This is a genomic window from Streptomyces sp. Z423-1, from assembly GCF_013009255.1.
GTDB classification, from domain to species: Bacteria; Actinomycetota; Actinomycetes; order Streptomycetales; family Streptomycetaceae; genus Streptomyces; species Streptomyces gossypiisoli.
In genome coordinates, this window is the sequence record NZ_CP053109.1 from 7,080,893 (window position 1) to 7,104,370 (window position 23,478).

Sequence of the window (23,478 nt, forward strand, 5' to 3'; positions counted from 1 at the left end):
AGCCACTGGAACGCGCGGACGGCGCCCCGTCCGGGTCTGCGAGAATTGGACGCGTGATCTCCCGAATCGATCTGCGCGGCGACGCCCTCCCGGAGGGCCCCGCCCTGCGCGACCTGCTGCCCCGAGCCGACTTCGACGTATCGGCCGCCCTGGAGAAGGTGCGCCCGATCTGCGAGGCCGTGCATCATCGGGGCGACGCGGCGCTGATCGACTTCGCCGAGAAGTTCGACGGCGTCAAGCTCGACCAGGTGCGGGTGGCGCCCGCGGCACTCGAAAAGGCCCTCGAAGAACTCGACCCGGCCGTGCGCGCGGCTCTGGAGGAGTCCATCCGGCGCGCCCGGCTCGTCCACCGCGAGCAGCGCCGCGCCACGCACACCACCGAGGTCGTGCCCGGCGGCTCGGTCACCGAGAAGTGGGTGCCGGTCGAGCGCGTCGGCCTGTACGCGCCGGGTGGCCGCTCGGTCTACCCGTCGTCCGTGGTCATGAACGTCGTACCCGCACAGGAGGCCGGCGTCGAGTCCATCGCGCTCGCCTCGCCCGCGCAGGCCGAGTTCAACGGGCTGCCGCACCCGACGATCCTCGCCGCGTGCGCCCTGCTCGGCGTCGACGAGGTGTACGCCGCCGGTGGCGCGACGGCCGTGGCGATGTTCGCGTACGGCACCGAGTCCTGCCCGCCCGCCCCCATGGTCACCGGCCCCGGCAACATCTGGGTCGCCGCCGCCAAGCGCTACTTCACCGGCAAGATCGGCATCGACGCCGAGGCCGGCCCGACCGAGATCGCGATCCTCGCCGACGCCACCGCCGACCCGGTGCACGTCGCCTCCGACCTGATCAGCCAGGCCGAGCACGACCCGCTGGCGGCGGCGGTGCTGGTCACCGACTCCGCCGACCTGGCGGACGCGGTGGAGAAGGAGCTTCAGCCGCAGGTCGCGGCCACCAAGCACATCGACGACCGGATCGTCCCGGCGCTGAAGGGCAAGCAGTCCGCGATCGTCCTGGTCGACGGCATCGACGAGGGCCTGCGAGTGGTCGACGCGTACGGCGCCGAGCACCTGGAGATCCAGACGGCCGACGCCGCCGCGGTGGCCGACCGGGTCCGCAACGCCGGCGCGATCTTCGTCGGCCCCTGGGCGCCGGTCTCGCTGGGCGACTACGCGGCCGGGTCCAACCACGTCCTGCCGACCGGCGGCTGCGCCTGCCACTCCTCGGGCCTGTCCGTGCAGTCCTTCCTGCGCGGCATCCACATCGTCGACTACACGCAGGACGCGCTGGCCGAGGTCGCGCATCACGTGGTGACGCTGGCGGAGGCGGAGGACCTGCCCGCGCACGGCGCGGCGATCAAGGCGAGGTTCGGCTGGAAGGTACCCGAGAGCAAGTGACCGGCATCGACGATCTCCCCGTACGGGACGAGCTGCGCGGCAAGTCCCCCTACGGCGCGCCCCAGTTGGACGTCCCCGTACGGCTGAACACCAACGAGAACCCGTACCCGCTGCCCGAGCCGCTGGTCGAACGGATCGCCGAGCGGGTGCGCGAGGCGGCCCGCAACCTCAACCGCTACCCGGACCGCGACGCGGTCGAGCTGCGCACGAGGCTCGCCGAGTACCTGACCAAGACCTCCGGCCACGAGGTCGGCCTCGCCAATGTCTGGGCGGCCAACGGCTCCAACGAGGTCATTCAGCAGCTGCTCCAGACGTTCGGCGGACCGGGCCGTACGGCCATCGGCTTCGAGCCGTCGTACTCGATGCACGGCCTCATCGCGCGCGGGACGGGCACCGGCTGGATCTCCGGTCCCCGGAACGACGACTTCACGATCGACGTCGCCGCCGCCGCGAAGGCGATCGCCGAGAACCGGCCCGACGTCGTCTTCATCACCACCCCCAACAACCCCACCGGCAACGCGGTCTCCCGCGAGACGGTGGTAGCGCTGTACGAGGCGGCACAGGCGGCGAAGCCGTCGATGGTGGTCGTGGACGAGGCGTACATCGAGTTCAGCCACGGCGACTCGCTGCTGCCGCTGCTGGCGGGCCGTCCGCATCTGGTGATCTCCCGGACCATGTCCAAGGCCTTCGGCGCGGCCGGCCTGCGCCTCGGCTATCTCGCCGCGGACCCGGCCGTCGTGGACGCCGTGCAGCTCGTACGGCTGCCGTACCACCTGTCGGCCGTCACCCAGGCGACCGCCCTGGCCGCCCTGGAGCACACCGACACACTGCTCGGGTACGTCGAGCAGCTGAAGGCCGAGCGGGACCGGCTGGTCGCCGAGCTGCGGGCGATCGGCTACGAGGTGACGGAGTCCGACGCGAACTTCGTGCAGTTCGGGCGGTTCCCGGACGCCCACGAGGCCTGGCGGAAGATCCTCGACCGGGGCGTGCTGGTCCGGGACAACGGCGTACCGGGGTGGCTGCGGGTCACGGCCGGGACGCCCGAAGAGAACGACGCGTTCCTCGACGCGGTCCGTGAACTGAAGAAGGAGCAGAAGGCATGAGCCGCGTAGGACGCGTGGAACGCGTGACGAAGGAGACCTCGGTCCTCGTCGAGATCGATCTCGACGGGTCCGGCAAGGTCGATGTGTCGACAGGCGTCGGCTTCTACGACCACATGCTCGACCAGCTCGGCCGGCACGGCCTGTTCGACCTGACCGTGAAGACCGAGGGCGACCTGCACATCGACTCGCACCACACCATCGAGGACACCGCCCTCGCGCTGGGCGCCGCCTTCAAGCAGGCGCTCGGCGACAAGGTGGGGATCTACCGCTTCGGCAACTGCACGGTTCCCCTGGACGAGTCGCTGGCCCAGGTGACGGTCGACCTGAGTGGCCGCCCCTACCTCGTGCACACCGAGCCCGAGAACATGGCGCCGATGATCGGCGAGTACGACACGACGATGACCCGGCACATCCTGGAGTCGTTCGTCGCCCAGGCGCAGATCGCGCTGCACGTGCACGTGCCGTACGGGCGCAACGCGCACCACATCGTGGAGTGCCAGTTCAAGGCCCTCGCCCGCGCCCTGCGGTACGCCTCCGAGCGCGACCCGCGCGCGGCCGGCATCCTCCCCTCCACGAAGGGCGCATTGTGAGCGACGCACGCGCGGCCGCCGGGCCGCAGACGACGACGATGGCCGCACCTCTGCGCCGCGCGGGCGGAGAAGCGAACGAAGGGACACTGTGAACGGTACGTCCACTCTGCTGATCGTCGTCGGCCTCTTCCTCGTCGGCGGCATCATCTCCTTCGTCAAGCAGAAGATGCCGAAGGGTCTGATCGTGCTGCTCTCCATCGGCGCCGCGATGTGTCTGGTCGCGGGCGTCCTGCGGCTGGAGGTGTGGAATTGAGCGCTCCTAAGAGCGTCGTGGTCTTCGACTACGGCTTCGGCAACGTGAGGTCGGCCGAACGCGCCCTCGCGCGCGTGGGTGCCGACGTCGAGATAACGCGCGACTTCGACAAGGCCATGAACGCGGACGGCCTCCTGGTGCCGGGCGTCGGCGCCTTCGCCGCCTGCATGAACGGCCTGCGCGAAGCCCGCGGCGACTGGATCGTCGACCGCCGCCTCTCCGGCGGACGCCCCGTGATGGGCATCTGCGTCGGCATGCAGATCCTCTTCGCCCGCGGCATCGAGCACGGCGTCGAGACCGAGGGCCTCGACGAGTGGCCCGGCGAGGTCGGGCCGCTCCAGGCCGACATCGTGCCCCACATGGGCTGGAACACCGTCGAGGCGCCGGCCGACTCCGAGCTGTTCGCCGGCCTGGACGCGGACGCGCGCTTCTACTTCGTGCACTCCTACGCCGTCCACGACTGGACGCTGGAGACCCACAACCCCGCCTTCAAGGCCCCCAAGGTCACTTGGTCCACGCACGGCAAGCCCTTCGTGGCCGCCGTGGAGAACGGCGCCCTGTGGGCCACGCAGTTCCACCCCGAGAAGTCCGGCGACGCCGGCGCGCAGCTGCTCACCAACTGGATCGGAACCCTGTAGAGACATGGCCAAGCTCGAACTCCTCCCCGCCGTAGACGTCCGTGACGGCCAGGCCGTCCGCCTCGTGCACGGCGAGTCCGGCACGGAGACCTCGTACGGCTCTCCCCTGGAGGCCGCCCTCGCCTGGCAGCGGGCGGGTGCCGAGTGGCTGCACCTGGTCGACCTGGACGCCGCCTTCGGCACGGGCGACAACCGTGAGCTGATCGCCGAGGTCGCCAAGGCGATGGACATCAAGGTGGAGCTGTCCGGCGGTATTCGTGACGACGCGTCGCTGGCCGCCGCTCTCGCGACGGGCTGCACGCGCGTGAACCTCGGTACGGCCGCCCTGGAGACCCCCGAGTGGGTCGCCAAGGTCATCGCCGAGCACGGCGACAAGATCGCGGTCGGTCTCGACGTACGCGGCACGACGCTGCGCGGCCGCGGCTGGACCCGTGACGGCGGTGACCTCTACGAGACGCTGGAGCGCCTCAACAAGGAGGGCTGCGCGCGCTACGTCGTCACCGACATCGCCAAGGACGGCACGCTGCAGGGCCCCAACCTGGAGCTGCTGAAGAACGTCTGCGCGGCGACCGACCGCCCGGTCGTGGCCTCCGGCGGCGTGTCCTCGCTGGCCGACCTGAGGGCCATCGCCGAGCTGGTGCCCCTCGGTGTCGAGGGCGCGATCGTCGGGAAGGCCCTGTACGCGAAGGCGTTCACCCTGGAAGAGGCACTGGAGGCCACATCTTGAAAAAGGACACAGTGTCATGACGTCCGATGCCGTGCGGCGTGTGCAGAGCGGAAGTCCCTGGGAAGAGTCCTTCGGTTTCGCGCGCGCCGTCGCGGTGGGCGACCGCGTCCTGGTGGCGGGCACGACGTCCTTCAAGGGCAGCGTGCTGTACGGGGAGGGCGACCCGTACGAGCAGGCCAAGGTGGCCTTCACCAGCGCGGTCGAGGCGATCGCCGAGTTCGGGCTGGGTGTCGACTCGGTGATCCGTACCAGGATGTTCCTGACCCACGCGCGGGACGTGGACGCCGTGGGCCGGGCCCACAAGGAGCTGTTCGGCTCGGTGCGCCCGGTGTCGACCCTGCTCGTCGTGGAGGGTTTCGTCGACCCGCGCATCCTGGTCGAAGTGGAAGTGGAAGCCTTCAGAGGCTAGAGGCATCTCGTAAGGAGCCGTGGATTCATGACCCTGGCGGTCCGAGTCATCCCCTGCCTGGACGTCGACAACGGCCGGGTCGTCAAGGGCGTCAATTTCCAGAACCTGCGCGACGCGGGCGACCCCGTCGAGATGGCGAAGGTGTACGACGCCGAGGGCGCCGACGAGCTGACGTTCCTGGACATCACCGCGTCCTCGGGCAACCGCGAGACGACGTACGACGTGGTGCGCCGCACCGCCGAGCAGGTGTTCATCCCGCTCACCGTCGGCGGCGGCGTGCGCACCGCCGAGGACGTGGACAAGCTGCTGCGGGCGGGCGCCGACAAGGTGGGCGTCAACACGGCGGCGATCGCCCGCCCCGACCTGATCCGTGAGATCGCCGAACGCTTCGGCCGCCAGGTCCTGGTCCTGTCGGTCGACGCGCGCCGCACCTCGTCGGGTTCCTTCGAGGTGACCACGCACGGCGGGCGCCGCGGCACCGGCATCGACGCCGTCGAGTGGGCGCACCGGGCCGCCGAGCTGGGGGCCGGCGAGATCCTGCTCAACTCGATGGACGCGGACGGCACCAAGGACGGCTACGACCTGGAGATGATCTCCGCTGTCCGCAAGCACGTCACCGTGCCGGTGATCGCCTCCGGCGGCGCGGGCAGGCTGGCCGACTTCCCGCCGGCCATCGCGGCGGGCGCGGACGCCGTCCTGGCGGCCTCGGTGTTCCACTTCGGCGATCTGCGGATCGGCGAGGTGAAGGAGACGCTGCGGGCGGCGGGTCACTCCGTGCGGTGATCCGGCCGCGGTGATCCGGTCACGGTGAGCCGGCCACGGTGAGCCGGCCACGGTGAGCCGGGGCCACGGGATCCGAGCCGCCGCCCGTGCCTCAGATGCCGAGCTGCTTGGCCTCCTCCAGCCTGGCGATCGCGTCCGCGTCTCCGTCGATGTCCACCTTGGCGGCGCTCTGCCGGCCGTAGAGGAACAGCAGCAGCTCGGACGGCTCACCCGTCACCGTGACCACCGGGGTGCCGCGGTGGGCGACCGCCGTCTGGCCGTCGGGGCGGCGCAGCACCAGCCCCGTGGGCGCGGCGCGGCCCATCAGGCGGGCGGTGCGCTCCAGCCGGGACCACAGGGCGTCCTGGAAGACCGGGTCGAGTTCGCGGGTCGTCCAGTCGGGCTGGGCGCGGCGGACGTCCTCGGCGTGGACGTAGAACTCGATCGTGTTCGACATCTCGTCGATCTGCTTGAGCTGGAAGGGTGAGAAGCGCGGCGGGCCGGTGCGGATGAGCTGGATCAGCTCCTCGTACGGCTTCGCCGTGTACTCCTCCATCACCTTGTCCAGGCGTGGCGCGAGCTGCTTGATCAGTATGCCGCCGGCGGCGTCCGGGCGGCGTTCGCGCACCACCACGTGCGCGGCCAGGTCACGGGTCAGCCAGCCCTCGCACAGAGTGGGGGCCTCCGGACCGGCGGTCTCCAAGAGGTCGGCGAGGAGGAGCCGTTCACGCTTGGCAAAGGTCGACATGGGGTCAGCCTACGACCGGGTGTCCGGTCCGCCCAGTGGACGCCGTCCGGCACTGTCAGTGGTGCGCGGCACAATGGCATCCATGACCAGTACGACGCCGCCCAGCAGCCTCGACCCCGAGATCGCCGCGCGCCTGAAGCGCAGCGCCGACGGGCTCCTGCCCGCCATCGCCCAGCAGTACGACACCGGCGAGGTGCTGATGCTGGGCTGGATGGACGACGAGGCCCTGCACCGCACGCTGACCACGGGCCGCTGCACGTACTGGTCGCGCAGCCGCCAGGAGTACTGGGTCAAGGGCGACACCTCGGGACACGTCCAGCACGTGAAGTCCGTGGCCCTGGACTGCGACGCCGACACCGTGCTCGTCAAGGTCGACCAGGTGGGCGCCGCCTGCCACACGGGCGCGCGCACCTGCTTCGATTCCGACGTCCTGCCGCTGGGTCAGTAAGGTCGGCCGCCATGGATCTCGAGACGTTCCGCAAGCTGGCCACCGACCGCCGCGTCATCCCCGTCACCCGCAAGCTCCTGGCCGACGGCGACACCCCGGTCGGGCTGTACCGCAAGCTCGCCGCCGAGCGCCCCGGCACCTTCCTGCTGGAGTCCGCGGAGAACGGCCGCTCCTGGTCCCGCTACTCGTTCGTCGGCGTCCGCAGCGCCGCCACGCTCACCGAGCGGGACGGCCACGTGCACTGGCTGGGCGAGCCCCCCGTGGGCGTGCCCCTCGACGGCGACCCGCTGGCCGCCCTGCGCGCCACCGTCGAGGCCCTGCACACGCCCCACCAGGAGGGCCTGCCCCCCTTCACCGGCGGCATGGTCGGCTACCTCGGGTACGACATCGTCCGCCGCCTGGAGAAGATCGGCCCCGGCGAGCGGGACGACCTGCGGCTGCCCGAGCTGACCATGCTGCTGACCAGCGACCTCGCGGTGATGGACCACTGGGAGGGCTCCGTCCTGCTGATCGCCAACGCGATCAACCACAACGACCTCGACACCGGCGTCGACGAGGCCTACGCCGATGCCGTGGCCCGCCTCGACGCCATGGAGGACGACCTCACGCGCGCGGTGGCGCAGCCGCCGGCCGTGCTGCCGCCCTCCGAGCTGCCGGAGTACAGCGCGCTGTGGGGCGGCCCCGACTTCCAGGAGGCCGTCGAGGACATCAAGGAGCGCATCCGGGCCGGCGAGGCCTTCCAGGTCGTACCGTCGCAGCGGTTCGAGGCGCCGTGCACGGCGAGCGCGCTGGACGTGTACCGGGTGCTTCGCGCCACGAACCCGTCGCCGTACATGTACCTGCTCCGCTTCGAGGGCTTCGACGTCGTCGGCTCCTCGCCCGAGGCGCTGGTCAAGGTCGAGGACGGGCAGGCCATGGTCCACCCCATCGCCGGGACCCGGCCCCGGGGCGGCACCCCGCAGGAGGACCAGGCCCTGGCCGAGGAACTGCTCGCCGACCCCAAGGAGCGCGCCGAGCACCTGATGCTGGTCGACCTCGGCCGCAACGACCTCGGCCGGGTCTGCGAGCCCGGCTCGGTGGAGGTCGTCGACTTCATGTCCATCGAGCGGTACTCGCACGTGATGCACATCGTCTCCACGGTGACGGGACGGGTGGCGCCGGGCCGTACGGCCTTCGACGTGCTGACGGCCTGCTTCCCGGCGGGCACCCTCTCCGGCGCGCCCAAGCCGCGCGCGATGCAGATCATCGACGAACTGGAGCCGTCCCGGCGCGGCCTGTACGGCGGCTGCGTCGGCTACCTCGACTTCGCCGGCGACTCCGACACCGCCATCGCCATCCGCACGGCCCTGCTGCGCGACGGCACGGCGTACGTCCAGGCGGGCGCGGGCATCGTCGCCGACTCCGACCCGGTCGCCGAGGACACGGAGTGCCGCAACAAGGCGGCAGCGGTCCTGCGCGCGGTCCACACGGCGAACCGGCTCGGACAATAGGGCGATTCTCACGTGAGCCCGGGTGACGGTTCACGCGAAGGGCAGGCGATAGTGGAGTACGTGACTGCTGTTCCTCACCCCCGTTCCGAAGGCCCCGGACCCGCGCGTGCCGGGCGGCGGAGTCTTGCCCTGGCCCTGCTGTGCGGTGCGCTCGGCGCGGCCGTGGCGTTGCTGGCCACCCGTCAGCAGTGGTCGGAGGGCACCGCGACGGTGGCCGGCGGCGCCTTCCCGCTGACCGCCAAGGGCAGCGACGTCACCGGCGTCCCCGCCGCGCTCGCCATAGTGGGCCTGGCCGCGCTCGTCGCCGTCTTCGCCGTCCGCCGGGCCGGCCGCCTCGCGGTGGCCGGGCTGCTCGCGCTGTGCGGCGCCGGCACCATCGCCGCCGCCCTGTCCGGCGCCTCCGACAGCTCCGCGCTCGACGAGAAGGCCGCGCAGGCCTCCGGCGACACCTCCGCCACCGTGGACGCCCTCACCCACACCGCGTGGCCGTACGCCGCGGCCGTGGGCGGCGCGCTGATCCTGCTCGCCGGACTGCTCGCCCTGCGCTACGGCCGCCTGTGGCCCGCGATGTCCGGACGCTACGAACGAGGCGGCGCCCCCCGCGCGCGCCGTACCGCCCCGTCCGCCGACCCCGACCGGCCCGAGGACCTCTGGAAGGCCCTGGACCGCGGCGAGGACCCGACGGGCACCGGCCCGGCCTAGGCACCGGTCGGCACAGGCACCGGGCCGCCCGCCCCGGTGTGGCGAAACAGACGCACCCGGGGTCAGCCCCCCCGCGTATGGCACGCGCGCGCGTACGGGACAATGAACGACGAGCGTCCGGCTCACACACGCACACGGCAACGAGGAGCAAGCAATGGCGGACAGCAGCCACGGGCACGGTCACACCCCCGCCGCCTGGACCGGAGTCATCATCATCTTCATCGGCTTCTGCGTCGCGGGCGCCTTCATGGTGATGGACAACCCGCTCGGCTTCTGGGGCGGCATGGTGATCGTGGTCCTGGGCGGTGTCGTCGGCGGGATCATGCGCGCGATGGGCCTGGGCGCGCCCAAGGCGCAGCCGCTCAAGATGACGTCCGGCGCGACGCAGCCCGCGCGGACCGTGACCGCGCGCGAGCCGGTCGCCGCCGAGAGCTGATCCTTCCCGTACGGCCTTCCGCCGCGACCTCGTCGAGGGGCGGCCCGGCGCGACGCCGGGCCGCCCCTTTCGCGCGTCCACGCCCGGGCGGGCACAATGCGGGACATGAACGCCGACAGCCGCAGCACCCGCACCAGACGGCTGGCCGCCCCCGTCGGCGTCCTCGCGGCCGTCGCCGCCGCCTTCGCCTACGTGGGCGCCGTGGACCCCAACGAACCCGGCCACTACCCCGCCTGCCCGCTGCTGCGCATCACCGGCCTGTACTGCCCCGGCTGCGGCGGCCTGCGCAGCGCGCACGCCGTCGTGCACGGCGACCTCCCGGCCGCGCTGCACGCCAATGCCGTGGCCGTCGCCGGCTATCTGCTCTTCGCCGTGCTGTGGACCGTCTGGGTGGTCCACGCGGCACGCGGCCGTCCGCTCCGCCTCGATCCGCGGCCGGCGTACGTGTGGGGCGCGGGCGCGTTGCTGCTGCTCTTCACCGTTGTCCGGAACCTGCCCTTCGGTGGCTGGCTCCATCCTTGATCAACTGGCAGATGTCCAGGTACTGGGACCGGCGTCAACCGGATGCGAGGCCTTCGCCCGGCTCCGGATACCATCGCAGTGACCACCGGTTTTGTTCTTCGGTGCCGCTGTGACAGTCAACCGTCTGGAAGGGGGCCACTCGCGTGAGTGTGCTCGACGAGATCATCGACGGAGTCCGTGCCGACCTCGCGGAGCGGCAGGCGCGCGTGAGCCTCGACGAGCTCAAGGAGCGCGCGGCGAAGGCCCCCGCCGCCAAGGACGGACTGGCCGCCCTGCGCGGCGACGGCGTCCAGGTCATCTGTGAGGTCAAGCGGTCCAGCCCCTCCAAGGGCGCGCTGGCCGCGATCGCCGACCCGGCCGGCCTCGCCGCGGACTACGAGGCGGGCGGCGCGGCCGTCATCTCCGTCCTCACCGAACAGCGCCGCTTCGGCGGCTCCCTCGCCGACCTGGAGGCGGTCCGCGCGCGCGTGGACATCCCCGTGCTGCGCAAGGACTTCATCGTCACCTCGTACCAGCTGTGGGAGGCCCGGGCGTACGGCGCCGACCTCGCGCTGCTGATCGTCGCGGCCCTCGACCAGCCCGCCCTGGAGTCCCTGATCGAGCGGGCGGTGTCCATCGGGCTCACCCCGCTCGTCGAGGTGCACGACGAGGACGAGGTCGACCGCGCGGTCGACGCGGGCGCCAAGCTCATCGGCGTCAACGCGCGCAACCTCAAGACGCTGGAGGTCGACCGCGGCACCTTCGAGCGGGTCGCCCCGGAGATCCCGGAGGGCATCGTCAAGGTCGCCGAGTCCGGCATCCGCGGCCCGCACGACCTGATCGCCTACGCCAACGCGGGCGCCGACGCCGTCCTGGTCGGCGAGTCCCTCGTCACCGGCAAGGACCCCAAGACGGCGGTGTCCGACCTGGTGGCGGCGGGCGCACATCCCGCACTCCGGCACGGCCGGGGCTGATCCCCGATAAGCTGAGCGGCGATGACTGCGACGATCACACTGACGGCCAGGGACCCGTACGCCCGCCTCGCGCGCGGCTGCAGGCCCCGAGGCTGCCGCGCCCCTGCGCGACGGGTGCACGGCCGCCGGGTCCGTTATGTGATCGGCGACGAACCCGGGCAGGTCAACGGACGTCGATGGCAGCCGGCCTTCAGGGGCGCGGGGAAGGGCGCGATCGGCCACCGACGGCCCGCAGTCATCTGACAACCCCCGCCCCCACGGCGATCAGTGTCTTTTTCACGCACTCACCGTGAGGTTTCCGCATGCCCAGCCAGTTCTTCATCCCGGACCCGGAGGGTCAGGTCCCCAGCGCCGAAGGCTACTTCGGCGCATTCGGCGGCAAGTTCATCCCGGAGGCCCTCGTCGCCGCCGTCGACGAGGTCGCCGTCGAGTACGACAAGGCCAAGCACGACCCCGAGTTCGCCCGCGAGCTCGACGACCTGCTCGTCAACTACACCGGTCGCCCGAGCGCCCTCACCGAGGTGCCCAGGTTCGCCGAGCACGCCGGTGGCGCCAAGGTGTTCCTCAAGCGCGAGGACCTCAACCACACCGGCTCCCACAAGATCAACAACGTCCTCGGCCAGGCCCTGCTCACCAAGCGCATGGGCAAAACCCGCGTGATCGCCGAGACCGGCGCCGGCCAGCACGGCGTCGCCACGGCCACCGCGTGCGCCCTCTTCGGCCTGGACTGCACGATCTACATGGGCGAGATCGACACCCAGCGCCAGGCCCTCAACGTGGCCCGGATGCGCATGCTCGGCGCCGAGGTCATCGCCGTGAAGTCCGGCAGCCGCACGCTGAAGGACGCCATCAACGAGGCCTTCCGCGACTGGGTCGCCAACGTCGACCACACCCACTACCTGTTCGGCACCGTCGCGGGCCCGCACCCCTTCCCGGCCATGGTCCGCGACTTCCACCGCGTGATCGGCGTCGAGGCGCGCCGCCAGCTCCTGGAGCGCGCGGGCCGTCTTCCCGACGCCGCCATCGCCTGCGTCGGCGGCGGTTCCAACGCCATCGGCCTGTTCCACGCCTTCATCCCGGACCCGGACGTCCGCCTCATCGGCTGCGAGCCCGCCGGGCACGGCGTGGAGACCGGTGAGCACGCGGCCACCCTGACCGCGGGCGAGCCCGGCATCCTGCACGGTTCGCGGTCCTACGTCCTCCAGGACGAGGAAGGCCAGATCACCGAGCCGTACTCGATCTCGGCGGGACTCGACTACCCCGGCATCGGCCCCGAGCACTCCTACCTCAAGGACACCGGCCGCGGTGAGTACCGCGCGATCACCGACGACGCCGCGATGCAGGCGCTGCGGCTGCTGTCGCGGACCGAGGGGATCATCCCGGCCATCGAGAGCGCCCACGCGCTGGCCGGTGCCCTGGAGGTCGGCCGGGAGCTGGGCAAGGACGGGCTGATCGTGGTCAACCTGTCCGGCCGCGGCGACAAGGACATGGACACCGCCGCCCGCTACTTCGGCCTGTACGACACCGACGCCGAGGTCGCCGCCGACGCGGACACCGACACCGCCGAGATCGAGGGGGACGCCAAGTGAGCGGGAACATTCAGCTGCTGAGCGACACCCTCGCCGCGGCGAAGTCCGAGGGGCGTTCCGTCCTGATCGCCTACCTCCCGGCCGGGTTCCCGACCGTGGACGGCGGCATCGAGGCGATCAAGGCCGTCCTCGACGGCGGCGCCGACATCGTCGAGGTGGGGCTGCCGCACAGCGATCCCGTCCTCGACGGCCCGGTCATCCAGACCGCCGACGACATCGCCCTGCGCGGCGGTGTGAAGATCGCGGACGTCATGCGCACGGTCCGGAAGGCATACGAGGCCACCGGCAAGCCGGTCCTCGTCATGACCTACTGGAACCCCATCGACCGCTACGGCGTCGAGCGCTTCACCGCCGAGCTGGCCGAGGCGGGCGGCGCCGGATGCATCCTGCCCGACCTGCCCGTGCAGGAGGCGGCGCTGTGGCGGGAGCACGCCGAGAAGCACGGCCTGGCGACGGTCTTCGTGGTCGCGCCGAGCAGCAAGGACGAGCGGCTCGCACAGATCACCGCGGCGGGCAGCGGCTTTGTGTACGCCGCCTCGCTGATGGGCGTCACGGGCACCCGCGAGACGGTCGGCGCGCAGGCCCAGGACCTGGTGCGGCGGACCCGGGCCACCGGCACCGACCTGCCGGTCTGCGTCGGGCTGGGCGTCTCCAACGCGGTGCAGGCCGCCGAGGTGGCCGGCTTCGCCGACGGAGTGATCGTCGGCTCGGCCTTCGTCAAGCGGATGCTGGACGCGCCGGATCAGACGGCCGGTGTCGAGGCGGTCCGCGCGCTCGCGGGTGAGCTGGCGAAGGGCGTGCGCGGACAGGCGTAAGTAAGCGGACAGGCGTAAGTAAGCGGCAGGCCCAAGTAGGCCGTCGTAGCAAACCTGCAAGTCATACGGGTCCCTCGTACGGGTGGACCTTGGACCGGGGAGGCGCGGTGCGCCTCCCCGGTTCGTTCTGCGGGGTGTGAGCGAGAAGAACCGTGATGGAAAGCGCACCGCCCGGGAGCGGCTGGCGGTCGAGCGTGAGAAGCAGAAGGCCGCGGAGAAGCGCAGGCGGGCGCTGATCGTGGGCACGGCGGTCGTGGCCGTCCTGGGCCTGGCCGCGGTGATCGGCGTGATCGCAGCGAACGCCGGCAAGGACGGCGACGACAGCGCGGGCCCGGTCGTGGCGCCGTCGGGGGCGAACGGCGAGGACAACCTCGCCATCCCGGTCGGCCCGGACACCGCCAAGTCGACGCTCACGGTCTGGGAGGACTTCCGCTGCCCGGCCTGCAAGTCCTTCGAGCAGACCTACCGTTCGACGATCCACGAGCTGGCGGACGCGGGCCAGCTGAGAGTGGAGTACCGGCTGGCGACGATCATCGACGGCAACATGGGCGGCAGCGGCTCCCGCAACGCGGCCAACGCCGCCGCCTGCGCGCAGGACGCGGGCAGGTTCACGCCGTACCACGACGTGCTCTACGACAACCAGCCGCCGGAGACGGACGACGCCTTCGCGGACAACACCAAGCTGATCGACCTGGCCGGGAAGGTCGAGGGCCTGAACACGCCCGCGTTCCGCGAGTGCGTCGAGGACGGCACGCACAAGAGCTGGGTCGACAAGTCCGCCGAGGCCTTCAACAAGGGCGGCTTCACCGCCACGCCGACCGTGCTGCTCAACGGCAAGAACATCTACCAGGACCAGACGATGACGCCCGCGAAGCTGAAGCAGCAGGTGCAGGAGGCCGCGCGGGGGTGAGGCGCGGACCCGTCCCGTTATGGAGCCGTAGCCGGGCTGCCTGCCACCGGGTCGGCCCGGCAGGGTAGCGTCGACCTTGCCATGGAACTTGCCTACATCCCCAGCCCGTCGCGCGGAGTGCTGTACCTCGGCCCCATCCCGCTGCGCGGCTACGCGTTCTGCATCATCCTCGGTGTCTTCGTGGCCGTGTGGTACGGCAACAAGCGCTGGATCGCCCGCGGCGGCCGGTCCGGCACCGTGGCCGACATCGCGGTCTGGGCGGTGCCGTTCGGCCTGGTCGGCGGTCGGCTCTACCACGTGATCACGGACTACCAGCTGTACTTCAGCGAGGGCCGTGACTGGGTGGACGCCTTCAAGATCTGGGAGGGCGGCCTCGGCATCTGGGGCGCGATCGCGCTCGGTGCGGTCGGCGCGTGGATCGGCTGCCGCCGCCGGGGCATCCCGCTGCCCGCGTACGCCGACGCCATCGCGCCCGGTATCGCCTTCGCGCAGGCGATCGGGCGCTGGGGCAACTGGTTCAACCAGGAGCTGTACGGGCGGGAGACCGACCTGCCGTGGGCGCTGCACATCACGTCCACGGCGGACGGGCGGGTCCCGGGGTACTACCACCCGACGTTCCTGTACGAGTCCCTGTGGTGCATCGGCGTCGCGGTGCTGGTGATCTGGGCCGACCGGCGGTTCAACCTCGGCCACGGCCGGGCGTTCGCGCTGTACGTCGCCTCGTACTGTGCGGGCCGGTTCTGGATCGAGTACATGCGTGTCGACGACGCCCACCACATCCTGGGCCTGCGGCTGAACAACTGGACCGCACTGCTCGTCCTGCTGCTGGCCGTGGTCTACATCGTGCTGTCCGCCAGGACGCGACCGGGCCGGGAGGACGTGGTGGAGCCGGGTGTCTCCGACGGTGAGGCCGGAGCCGACGGCACCGGCGAGGCCGAGGGCGAGACCGAGGACGCGACGTCCGACGTGGCCGAGGACGAGGCCGGGTCGGCGACGAAGAAGACCTGACGGCCGGACATACGTCGGCGAGGGCGCTCGGAGCTTCTCCGGGCGCCCTCGTTGTGTGTCGGGGGAAGGTCAGTCGCGGCGGGCCAAGGCCAGGGTCCGGGTCGCTTCGGTGACCACCGCCGCGTCGATGAACGTGCCGTCCGGGAGGGCCTGCGCCGAGCTGTTGGTGGCCGCCGCCTTCAGGATGGTCTCGGCCTTCTCGATCTCGTCCTGGGTGGGGAGGTAGGCACGTTCGATGATCGGGAGTTGGCGGGGGTGGATGGCGGCCCGGCCCAGGAAGCCCAGGGCCCGGCCGTGGGCGCAGGTCGCCGCCAGGCCGTCCAGGTCGCGGACGTCCGGGTGGACCGACTGGGGTGGCGGGGCGAGGGCCGCCGCCCGGGCCGCGTTGACGATGCGGGAGCGGGGCCAGTCGAGGCCGCTGTCGGAGCGTACGCCGAGGTCGGCTCGTAGATCCGCCTCGCCCAGGGAGATGCCGTGCAGGGCGGGGTGGGCGGAGGCGATGGCGTAGGCGTTCTCGATGGCGAGGGCCGATTCCAGCAGCGCGTACAGGGGTGGCCGTCTGTCGTCGGTGCCTGTTCGTTCCGCGGTGTCCGTGATGTCGCGGGGGCACGTCGCCTTCGGCAGGCGGAGTCCCGATACGCCGGGGAGGGCGGCCAGCGTCGTCAGGTCCCTGTCGGCCCACGGGGTGGTCAGGGCGTTCACGCGGACGTGGACCGGGGTGGGGTGATGCGGCTCGGACAGGAGTTCCGCCGTGGCGGCCCGGGCGTAGTCCTTGCGGTCGGGGGCGACCGCGTCCTCCAGGTCGATCACGACGACGTCGGCGCCCGCAGTGAGGGCCTTGCGCACCACATCGGGGCGGTCTCCAGGGGCGTACAGCCAGGTCAGAGGGGTCACAGGGCGCCCTCCGCGCGGAGGGCGGCCAGTTCGGCGGGGGTCAGGCCCAGTTCGGTGAGCACCTCGTCGGTGTCCGCGCCGTGCGGGCGGCCCGCCCAGCGGATGGAGCCGGGGGTGGCGGACAGGCGGAAGAGGACGTTCTGCATGCGCAGCGGGCCCAGGTCGGGGTCGTCGACGGTGGTGATGGTGTCCAGGGCCGCGTACTGAGGGTCGGCCATCACGCCCCGTACGTCCTGGATCGGGGCCACCGCCGCCTCCGCCTTCTCGAACGCCGCCAGGACCTCGTCGCGGGTGCGTTCGGCGATCCAGCCGCCGACCGCCTCGTCGAGGACGTCCGCGTGGCGGGCGCGGTCGACGCCGGTGGCGAACCAGGGCTCGTCGATCAGGTCGGGGCGGCCGACCAGGCGCATCACGCGTTCGGCGACGGACTGGGCCGAGGTCGAGACCGCGACCCAGCTGCCGTCGGCCGTGCGGTAGGTGTTGCGCGGGGCGTTGTTCTGGGAGCGGTTGCCGGTGCGGGGCTGGACGTGGCCGAGCTGGTCGTACCAGAGGGGGTGCGGGCCGAGGACCGTGAGGATCGGTTCGATGATCGCCATGTCGACGACCTGGCCCTCACCGGTGCTCTCGCGGGCGGCGAGCGCGGTCATCACGGCGTACGCCGTGGCCAGGCCGGCGATGGAGTCGGCGAGGCCGAAGGGCGGGAGGGTCGGGGGCGCGTCGGGTTCGCCGGTGATCGCGGCGAAGCCGCTCATCGCCTCGGCGAGGGTGCCGAAGCCGGGGCGGCGGGCGTAGGGGCCGAACTGGCCGAAGGCGGTGACGCGGGTGAGGACCAGGCGGGGGTTGACGGCGGAGAGTTCCGGCCAGCCGAGGTCCCACTTCTCCAGGGTGCCGGGGCGGAAGTTCTCGATGACCACGTCCGCGTCGGCGACGAGGCGGCGGAGGGTGGCCTGGCCGCCGGGCTTGGAGAGGTCGAGGGTGATGGTCCGTTTGTTGCGGCCGAGGTGTTTCCACCACAGACCGACGCCGTCCTTGGCGGGGCCGTGGCCTCGGGAGGGGTCCGGTTTCGTGGGGTGCTCGATCTTGATGACCTCCGCGCCGAAGTCGCCGAGGAGGGTGGCGGCGAGGGGACCGGCGAAGAGGGTGGCCATGTCGAGGACGCGAAGGCCGGTGAGGGGCGGGGTGTGAGTGGTCGTCACGGGTGGGTCGCCTCCAGGTGCGTCAGGTGGGCCAGCGTGTCGAAGCCGGTGCCGTCGAAGTCCGCGATGGAGGTGGCGAGGCGGTTCTTGAGGGGAGTCGTCCAGCGGTCGGGCAGTGCGGCGGGGGTGCCCGCGAGGAGGGCGGCGATGCTCCCGGCCGTCGCGCCGTTCGAGTCGGTGTCCCAGCCGCCGGAGACCGCGCGGCAGATGGCGCCCGTGAAGTCGCCGTTGGCGTGGGTGAGGGCGGCGGCGATCAGGGCGGTGTTGGGGATGGCGTGGACCCAGTGGTAGGCGGCGTGGTGGGCGTGGAGTTCGTCCACGACCGTGTCGAAGTCCTCGTGGGACCCGGCCAGTTCGACGGCGTGGCGGACGGCCTCGGCCAGGCGGGAGTGCGGGGGCACGACGGTGAGGCCGGTGCGCAGGCTGGTGTGGATGTCGGCGGTGCCGGTGGCCGCGGTGGCGATGGCGGCGGCGGTGAACATCGCGGCGTAGACGCCGTTGGCGGTGTGGGTGAGGGTGGCGTCCCGGTGGGCCTGTTCGGCCGCCGCGGCGGGGTCGCCGGGGTTGGTCCAGCCGTGCAGGTCGGCGCGGATGAGGGCGCCGATCCATTCGCGGAAGGGGTTGCGGTGGCGGGCGGTGTGCGGGGGCTCGATGCCGGTGAGGAGGTTGCGGTAGGCGACGCGTTCCGCCGTGAAGGCGCGGCCTGCGGGGAGTTCGTCGAGCCAGAGGGTGGCCACGTCCGTGGTGGTGAACTCTCTGGTGTGGCGTTGGAGCAGCAGGAGGTTGAGGAGGGGGTAGTTGAGGTCGTCGTCCTCGGGCATGCCGTCGATGTGCTCGGCGAGCGAGGTGCCGGCCGAGCGGCGGTTCCACGGGTGGGCGTCGAGGAGGGGCCGGGGTACTCCTCGGGCCGTGAAGTAGGTGCTCAGCGGCCAGTTCCCGGCGGCGCGGGCGAGTTGGCGGATGCCGGTGAGGGGGAGCTTCTCGACCGGCTTGCCCAGCAGGCAGCCGACGGCTCGTCCCAGCCACGCGGCGTGCAGGCGTGACTCCAGGTCGGTCGGCGGGGTGGGGGCGCGGTCGGGCGACGGCCAGTCGGGGCACAGGGCCTTGATCCGCCCCAGGCCCGTCGGCTCCCTGTCCGCCAGCCCGCTCGGCAGGTCGGCCAGTTCGTCCAGCAGGTCCTCCGCCAGCTGGCGCAGATAGCGGGAGGCCGGTTGCGGGGAGGCGCCCGCGCGGGTCGGGGCCTCGGGGCCGCCCGCCGCCTGCCAGCGTTTCTCGACGGCCGTCGGCCGCCGGCCGTCCTGGTGTGCCTGGCGGAGTTCGTGGCCGATCAGGTCCTCGGGCTGGACCCAGGTCAGGCGGAGCATGCGGTGCCTCCCAACGCGGTGAACAACTGCTCGTGGGTACGGCGCCGGCGTACGTCCCGTTGGAAGATCTCGGCGGTGACTTCGCCGAGCGTCCGCGCCGGTTCCCACAGGTCGAGACGGCTGGCCTCCGCCACCGTCTTCGACCACTCCTCGGGGACCGGCGAGCCCAGCGCCCCGGCCAGCGCGCCCGCCATGGTGGCGATCGAGTCGCAGTCGCGGCCGTAGTTCACCGAACCCAGAACCGCCTGCCGGTAGTCGCCGCCCGCGACCAGCAACATGCCCAGCGCGATGGGGAGTTCCTCGATCGAGTGCAGCCGGGACGGGCGGCGGGCGCCGAGGGAGGGGGCGCGGTAGTCGGGACCCACCGTGTCGTACGGCGCCACCGCCGCGCGCAGCGGAGCCAGAGCCGACTCGAAGTCCCGGTGTCCGGAGGCCACTTCGCACACCGCCTCGATCGCCGCCCGCGTGCCGTCCTTCGCCAGCTCCAGGCTTGCCGTCACCACCGACTCCGGTGTCGCCCCGGGGCTGCACGCCGCCGCCACGGCCGCCGCGAAGACGCCCGCCGCCTCCCGCCCGTACGACGACTGGTGTGCGCCCGCGATGTCCAGCGCCTCGGCGTACGCGCCCGCCGGGTTGGCCGCGTTGACCAGGCCGACCGGGGCCATGTACATCGCGGCACCGCAGTTGACGATGTTGCCGACGCCGGCCTCCCGGGGGTCGACATGGCCGTAGTGGAGCCGGGCCACCAGCCACTTCTCCGCCAGGAAGATGCGGTGCAGGGGGAGGGCCTCGGACTCCAGCTCCGGGATCCAGCGCGGGGTCGTCATCAGGTCCGGGACCAGGTGGTCGGCGACGGCGTAGGCGTCGAGGTGGTCGCGGACCCGGGCGTAGACCCGCACCAGCGCGTGCGTCAGCAACGTGTCGTCGGTGACGTGGCCGTCGCCCTTGTGGTACGGCGCGATGGGGCGGGCGGTGCGCCAGGCGGCGCCGTTCCAGGGGCCGACGATGCCGTGGACGCGGCCGCCGTGACGTTCGACGATCCGGTCGGGGGAGTAGCCCTCGACGGGGCCGCCGAGGGCATCGCCGACGGCCGCGCCGACGAGGGCGCCGGTGATCCGGTCGTTGAGGGAGATCCGCTCGCTGAGAGAGTCTGGTCGGCCTTCTTCTCCTTTGGGGGTCATGAGCCGAATCATCCCCCTGGCGGGGCCGGTTGCGCGGCTTCCAGGAGTTCGGCGAGTTCCACGAGGTCGGTGCCGGTGAGGCGGGGGAGTACGCAGCCGGACAGGTGGCGGCAGGTGTCGCGCCAGGACGCCGGGATCGCTGCGCCGCCGCCGAGCGCGCCGGTGAGGGCGCCCGCGAGGGCCGGGGCCGAGTCCGCGACGCGGGAGATGCAGGCCGCCGCGGGCACCGCCTCCGCGATCCGGCCGTGCGAGGCGACGGTGAGGGCGAGGGCGACCGGGACCGTCTCGGCGGCGGCGATGCCGTAGCTGTAGACGTGGTCCACGATCTGGTGTTCCAGGAGGGGGATCAGCGCGAAGGCGCTGACGGCGTCCGCCGCGAGGCTCAGGGCGTGGCGGGCGTTGCGGCCGATCTCCGTCTCCTCGGGCAGTTCGGCGAGCGCGGCCGTCACACAGGCGTACGGGTTCGCGCCGGACAGGGCGAGGGACACGGCGGCGGCCATCGCGCGGGCGCCGTGCACGCCGTCGCCGTCCTGGGTGTAGCGGGCGTCGAACTCGGCGAGCGACGCGGCGAGCGCGGGGTCGCCGGGGTGGGCGACGGCCAGGGCGCAGGCCCGTACGCAGGCCGCGTCGTCGAAGTAGTGCGGGTTGTCGTGGCCGGTGGCGGGCGGGCGCAGGCCGGCGGCGAGGTTGCCGAGGCCCGCCCGGACGGAGATGCGGGCGCGCAGCGGGAGCACGGCGGACTCGATCTCGGGGGCGCGTTCGGCCGCGGCCGCCACTTCGCTGGCGACGGCGGTCCAGGTCAGGTCGATGGCGGCGCGTACCCGGCGTTCCCGGCTGAGGTCACCGAGGGTGGTGTCGTCACCGGCCCGCAGCACCGCCTCCGCGGCGAACACCGCCCACTCGGCGTCGTCGGAGGGGCCGAGGCGGAGCGGCTCGGGGGGCTGGTTCAGGGCGATGGGGACGGGGAGGGTGGTCGTCGCGTTGTGCTCGGCGAAGGTGTCCAGTTCGCGGGTGAGGCGGCGGGTCCACTCGGGCATGCGGGCGGCCCGGTGGCGGGCGGCGGGCCACCCGGCGGCGTCGCCCGCGGCGAGGCCCAGCAGGAGGCCCTCGACGCGGCGGGTCACGGCCGTACCTCGTCCTGGTCGGGGGCGAGGACGAAGGCGGTGGGATCGGGGGGCGGCCAGCCGTTGCTCAGCGACCGGTCCCGTACAAGCGACCGGTCTCCTACGATTCCCGCGCCTTCCTCCACCTCCGGCGTCAGCAGGTCCGCCACGTCCAGTACGTGGTGACCGGCCATCGACGGCAGGCAACTGCCCCGGGCCGGGCCGATCGGCGCCGCCCACTCCTCCGGGATCGCGGACTCGCCCTGCGTCGCGCCCGCCAGGGCGCCGGCGACGGCGGCGGTGGTGTCGGCGTCGCGGCCCATGTTGACGGCCGTGAGCACCGCCTCCTTGAAGTCGCCGTCGGCGGCCGCGTACGCGCCGAAGGCCAGGGCGACGGCCTCGGGGGCGAGGTCGGTCCACGGGTAGCCGCCGATGACCACGGCGGAGCGGACGGCGCGCTCGCCGCGGTGGGCGACGGCGACGGCGCGGCGCAAAGAGCGGGCGGTCCAGGAGTCGTCCGGTACGACGGCGAGGGCGGAGGCGACCACGGTGATGGGCGGGGCGCCCGCCATCGCCGCCGCGACTCCGGCCGCGACCGCCTGGCCGCCGTAGATGCCCTCGCCGTCGTGGCTGACCGAACCGTCGATCGCGACCAGGCGGGCCGCCTCGGCGGGGCGGCCCGCGGCGAACACCCCGAAGGGCGCGGCGCGCATCGCGAGGCCGTCGCTCCACGCGTGGCGGTGCTGGGCGGAGACGGGGGCGGCGAGGCCGCGGCGGAGGTTCTCCAGGGTGCCGCGCTCGCTGAAGCCCGCGCCCCGGAACTGGCCCTCGGCGCGGTCCGCGATCCAGGCGTGCCAGGCGGCCTCCGCGTGCGCGGGCGTGAGCGCGGAGCCGTGCCGGGCGAGCAGCAGACCTGAGAAGATCGCGTACTCGGTGTCGTCCGTGCCCGCCGGGCGGTCGGTGACGTAACCGGTGATACGGCCCCAGCGGGCGCGGATCTCGGAGGGCTTCAGGTTCTCGGCGGGGGCGCCCAGGGCGTCGCCGACGGCGAGGCCGAGCAGGGCGCCGCGGGCCCGGGCGCGGAGTTCGGCGGCGTTCCCGGGGGCCGGGACCGAGGGAACGCAGGCGATCGATGGCATCGCGGCCTCTCCTCTCAGGGCTCTCGCAGAAGCGCCTCCGGGCCTTTCGCTTGAAGGCACCTCTCAAGGCGCGGAACCCTTTGCGGAACTGTCCCCCGGTGCGGTGTGCCGCGCAGCCTCACAGGCCTCAGCGTCACCCGGTCGACATTTGAGCGCTTTCGCATTCTGATGAGCGAAGAACGGTAAAACCGCAGGTTAGCCCAGCCTTTCCTTGCTGGCGGGGGTGGCATGCCGGGCGTAGTCTGGCCGTTGTCGAAAAGTAGATCCCGTCCAAACAAGCTTCTGGGGGACCGGTATGGCCATCATCGAGACCGAGGCGGCGCTGCACGAGGCGCACCGCGACAACCACACGCACCGGGACGTGAACGGCGGCTGGCTGCGCCCCGCCGTCTTCGGCGCGATGGACGGCCTGGTCTCCAACCTCGCCCTGATGACCGGTGTCGCGGGCGGTTCGGTCGGTCAGCAGACCATCGTCCTGACCGGGCTCGCGGGCCTCGCCGCCGGCGCCTTCTCCATGGCCGCCGGTGAGTACACGTCGGTGGCCTCGCAGCGTGAGCTGGTCGAGGCCGAGCTGGACGTCGAGCGGCGAGAGCTGCGCAAGCACCCCAAGGACGAGGAGGCCGAGCTCGCCCGGCTCTACGAGTCGCGTGGCGTCGAGCCGGGGCTGGCCCGTGAGGTGGCCCGGCAGTTGTCCGAGGATCCCGAGCAGGCGCTGGAGATACACGCCCGCGAAGAGCTCGGCATCGACCCCGGGGATCTGCCGTCGCCGCTGGTCGCCGCGGTGTCGAGCTTCGGTTCCTTCGCGCTGGGCGCCCTGCTCCCCGTACTGCCGTACCTGCTCGGGGCGACCGTGCTGTGGCCGGCGGTGCTGCTCGCGCTGCTCGGGCTGTTCGGATGCGGTGCCGTGGTGGCCAAGGTGACCGCGCGGACCTGGTGGTTCAGCGGGCTCAGGCAGCTCGCGCTGGGTGGCGCGGCGGCCGGTGTGACGTACGCCCTGGGCAGTTTGTTCGGAACGGCCGTAGGATAAGGAGGCTCGGGCTTATGCGTTGGGCCGCATAACCAGTCGTTACAGCCGTTACTCGTTGGTTTCGAGCGCTTAACCACTGGGCATGAGCCGTA

The 23,478-nt window shown here is 72.3% G+C and carries 26 protein-coding genes; 19 read left to right on the forward strand and 7 right to left on the reverse strand.

Annotation, left to right across the window (positions count from 1 at the left end):
* Positions 1-53 precede the first annotated feature (53 nt).
* From hisD to hisF, 8 genes are all read left to right on the forward strand, one after another.
* On the forward strand, positions 54-1,379 hold the full coding sequence (hisD, locus tag HJD23_RS31870; RefSeq protein WP_171115261.1) for a histidinol dehydrogenase: 1,326 nt from the start codon (positions 54-56) through the stop codon (positions 1,377-1,379).
* Positions 1,376-2,482, forward strand: a complete 1,107-nt coding sequence (locus HJD23_RS31875) for a histidinol-phosphate transaminase (protein WP_171115258.1) — start codon at positions 1,376-1,378, stop codon at positions 2,480-2,482. The genes hisD and HJD23_RS31875 overlap by 4 nt, the downstream gene beginning before the upstream one ends.
* Positions 2,479-3,072: an imidazoleglycerol-phosphate dehydratase HisB gene (gene hisB / locus HJD23_RS31880; RefSeq protein ID WP_030932889.1), complete on the forward strand. Its 594-nt coding sequence runs from the start codon at positions 2,479-2,481 to the stop codon at positions 3,070-3,072. The genes HJD23_RS31875 and hisB overlap by 4 nt, the downstream gene beginning before the upstream one ends.
* 88 nt (positions 3,073-3,160) lie before the next feature.
* Positions 3,161-3,325 (forward strand): hypothetical protein, encoded by a 165-nt coding sequence (locus HJD23_RS31885; protein WP_167529542.1) that lies wholly within the window; start codon positions 3,161-3,163, stop codon positions 3,323-3,325.
* Entirely contained in the window at positions 3,322-3,963 is a 642-nt protein-coding gene (hisH, locus tag HJD23_RS31890; protein ID WP_171115256.1) for an imidazole glycerol phosphate synthase subunit HisH, read from the forward strand. Before HJD23_RS31885 ends, hisH begins: the two co-directional genes overlap by 4 nt.
* A gap of 4 nt (positions 3,964-3,967) precedes the next feature.
* Positions 3,968-4,690 carry a bifunctional 1-(5-phosphoribosyl)-5-((5-phosphoribosylamino)methylideneamino)imidazole-4-carboxamide isomerase/phosphoribosylanthranilate isomerase PriA gene (gene priA / locus HJD23_RS31895; protein ID WP_171115253.1) on the forward strand — a complete coding sequence of 241 codons (723 nt, stop codon included), beginning with the start codon at positions 3,968-3,970 and terminating at the stop codon, positions 4,688-4,690.
* 16 nt (positions 4,691-4,706) lie between these two features.
* Positions 4,707-5,099, forward strand: a complete 393-nt coding sequence (locus HJD23_RS31900; RefSeq protein ID WP_171115251.1) for a RidA family protein — start codon at positions 4,707-4,709, stop codon at positions 5,097-5,099.
* A gap of 27 nt (positions 5,100-5,126) precedes the next feature.
* Positions 5,127-5,882 (forward strand): imidazole glycerol phosphate synthase subunit HisF, encoded by a 756-nt coding sequence (hisF, locus tag HJD23_RS31905; protein WP_171115249.1) that lies wholly within the window; start codon positions 5,127-5,129, stop codon positions 5,880-5,882.
* A gap of 91 nt (positions 5,883-5,973) precedes the next feature.
* Here hisF and HJD23_RS31910 read toward each other — a convergent pair whose 3' ends face one another.
* Positions 5,974-6,609, reverse strand: a complete 636-nt coding sequence (locus HJD23_RS31910) for a TIGR03085 family metal-binding protein (RefSeq protein ID WP_171115247.1) — start codon at positions 6,607-6,609, stop codon at positions 5,974-5,976.
* 73 nt (positions 6,610-6,682) lie between these two features.
* Between HJD23_RS31910 and hisI the strand changes: the two genes are divergently transcribed.
* From hisI to lgt, 10 genes are all read left to right on the forward strand, one after another.
* Positions 6,683-7,057: a phosphoribosyl-AMP cyclohydrolase gene (gene hisI / locus HJD23_RS31915; protein ID WP_171115245.1), complete on the forward strand. Its 375-nt coding sequence runs from the start codon at positions 6,683-6,685 to the stop codon at positions 7,055-7,057.
* Positions 7,058-7,068: 11 nt separating this feature from the next.
* The gene (locus HJD23_RS31920) at positions 7,069-8,547 is read left to right on the forward strand and encodes an anthranilate synthase component I (RefSeq protein ID WP_171115243.1); all 1,479 of its coding nucleotides are present in this window, start codon (positions 7,069-7,071) and stop codon (positions 8,545-8,547) included.
* A 51-nt stretch (positions 8,548-8,598) separates the two neighbouring features.
* Positions 8,599-9,249 carry a TIGR02234 family membrane protein gene (locus tag HJD23_RS31925; protein WP_171115241.1) on the forward strand — a complete coding sequence of 217 codons (651 nt, stop codon included), beginning with the start codon at positions 8,599-8,601 and terminating at the stop codon, positions 9,247-9,249.
* Between the two features lie 154 nt (positions 9,250-9,403).
* Entirely contained in the window at positions 9,404-9,685 is a 282-nt protein-coding gene (locus HJD23_RS31930) for an HGxxPAAW family protein (RefSeq protein WP_171115239.1), read from the forward strand.
* A 96-nt stretch (positions 9,686-9,781) separates the two neighbouring features.
* Positions 9,782-10,207: a DUF2752 domain-containing protein gene (locus tag HJD23_RS31935; RefSeq protein WP_171115237.1), complete on the forward strand. Its 426-nt coding sequence runs from the start codon at positions 9,782-9,784 to the stop codon at positions 10,205-10,207.
* A 143-nt stretch (positions 10,208-10,350) separates the two neighbouring features.
* Positions 10,351-11,160, forward strand: a complete 810-nt coding sequence (gene trpC / locus HJD23_RS31940; RefSeq protein WP_171115236.1) for an indole-3-glycerol phosphate synthase TrpC — start codon at positions 10,351-10,353, stop codon at positions 11,158-11,160.
* A gap of 302 nt (positions 11,161-11,462) precedes the next feature.
* Complete coding sequence (gene trpB / locus HJD23_RS31945; protein ID WP_171115234.1) at positions 11,463-12,749, forward strand: tryptophan synthase subunit beta; 1,287 nt, start codon at positions 11,463-11,465, stop codon at positions 12,747-12,749.
* Positions 12,746-13,564: a tryptophan synthase subunit alpha gene (trpA, locus tag HJD23_RS31950; RefSeq protein WP_171115232.1), complete on the forward strand. Its 819-nt coding sequence runs from the start codon at positions 12,746-12,748 to the stop codon at positions 13,562-13,564. Before trpB ends, trpA begins: the two co-directional genes overlap by 4 nt.
* A 136-nt stretch (positions 13,565-13,700) precedes the next feature.
* A complete protein-coding gene (locus tag HJD23_RS31955; RefSeq protein ID WP_171115230.1) occupies positions 13,701-14,474 on the forward strand; it encodes a thioredoxin domain-containing protein in 774 nt (257 codons plus the stop codon).
* Positions 14,475-14,555: 81 nt separating this feature from the next.
* Positions 14,556-15,482: a prolipoprotein diacylglyceryl transferase gene (gene lgt, locus HJD23_RS31960; protein WP_171115228.1), complete on the forward strand. Its 927-nt coding sequence runs from the start codon at positions 14,556-14,558 to the stop codon at positions 15,480-15,482.
* A 69-nt stretch (positions 15,483-15,551) separates the two neighbouring features.
* Here lgt and HJD23_RS31965 read toward each other — a convergent pair whose 3' ends face one another.
* The 6 genes from HJD23_RS31965 to HJD23_RS31990 are packed head-to-tail and all read right to left on the reverse strand — an operon-like array spanning position 15,552 to position 22,359.
* The gene (locus HJD23_RS31965; protein WP_171115226.1) at positions 15,552-16,376 is read right to left on the reverse strand and encodes a CoA ester lyase; all 825 of its coding nucleotides are present in this window, start codon (positions 16,374-16,376) and stop codon (positions 15,552-15,554) included.
* Positions 16,373-17,524 (reverse strand): CoA transferase, encoded by a 1,152-nt coding sequence (locus tag HJD23_RS31970; RefSeq protein WP_171118909.1) that lies wholly within the window; start codon positions 17,522-17,524, stop codon positions 16,373-16,375. Before HJD23_RS31970 ends, HJD23_RS31965 begins: the two co-directional genes overlap by 4 nt.
* Before the next feature lie 44 nt (positions 17,525-17,568).
* Entirely contained in the window at positions 17,569-18,936 is a 1,368-nt protein-coding gene (locus HJD23_RS31975; protein WP_171115224.1) for an ADP-ribosylglycohydrolase family protein, read from the reverse strand.
* The gene (locus HJD23_RS31980; RefSeq protein ID WP_171115222.1) at positions 18,924-20,117 is read right to left on the reverse strand and encodes an ADP-ribosylglycohydrolase family protein; all 1,194 of its coding nucleotides are present in this window, start codon (positions 20,115-20,117) and stop codon (positions 18,924-18,926) included. The genes HJD23_RS31975 and HJD23_RS31980 overlap by 13 nt, the downstream gene beginning before the upstream one ends.
* Positions 20,118-20,125: 8 nt before the next feature.
* The gene (locus tag HJD23_RS31985; protein ID WP_171115219.1) at positions 20,126-21,241 is read right to left on the reverse strand and encodes an ADP-ribosylglycohydrolase family protein; all 1,116 of its coding nucleotides are present in this window, start codon (positions 21,239-21,241) and stop codon (positions 20,126-20,128) included.
* Positions 21,238-22,359, reverse strand: a complete 1,122-nt coding sequence (locus HJD23_RS31990) for an ADP-ribosylglycohydrolase family protein (protein WP_171115217.1) — start codon at positions 22,357-22,359, stop codon at positions 21,238-21,240. The genes HJD23_RS31985 and HJD23_RS31990 overlap by 4 nt, the downstream gene beginning before the upstream one ends.
* A 295-nt stretch (positions 22,360-22,654) precedes the next feature.
* Here HJD23_RS31990 and HJD23_RS31995 point away from each other — a divergent pair, with 295 nt between their 5' ends.
* On the forward strand, positions 22,655-23,386 hold the full coding sequence (locus HJD23_RS31995; protein ID WP_171115215.1) for a VIT1/CCC1 transporter family protein: 732 nt from the start codon (positions 22,655-22,657) through the stop codon (positions 23,384-23,386).
* Positions 23,387-23,478: the final 92 nt, after the last annotated feature.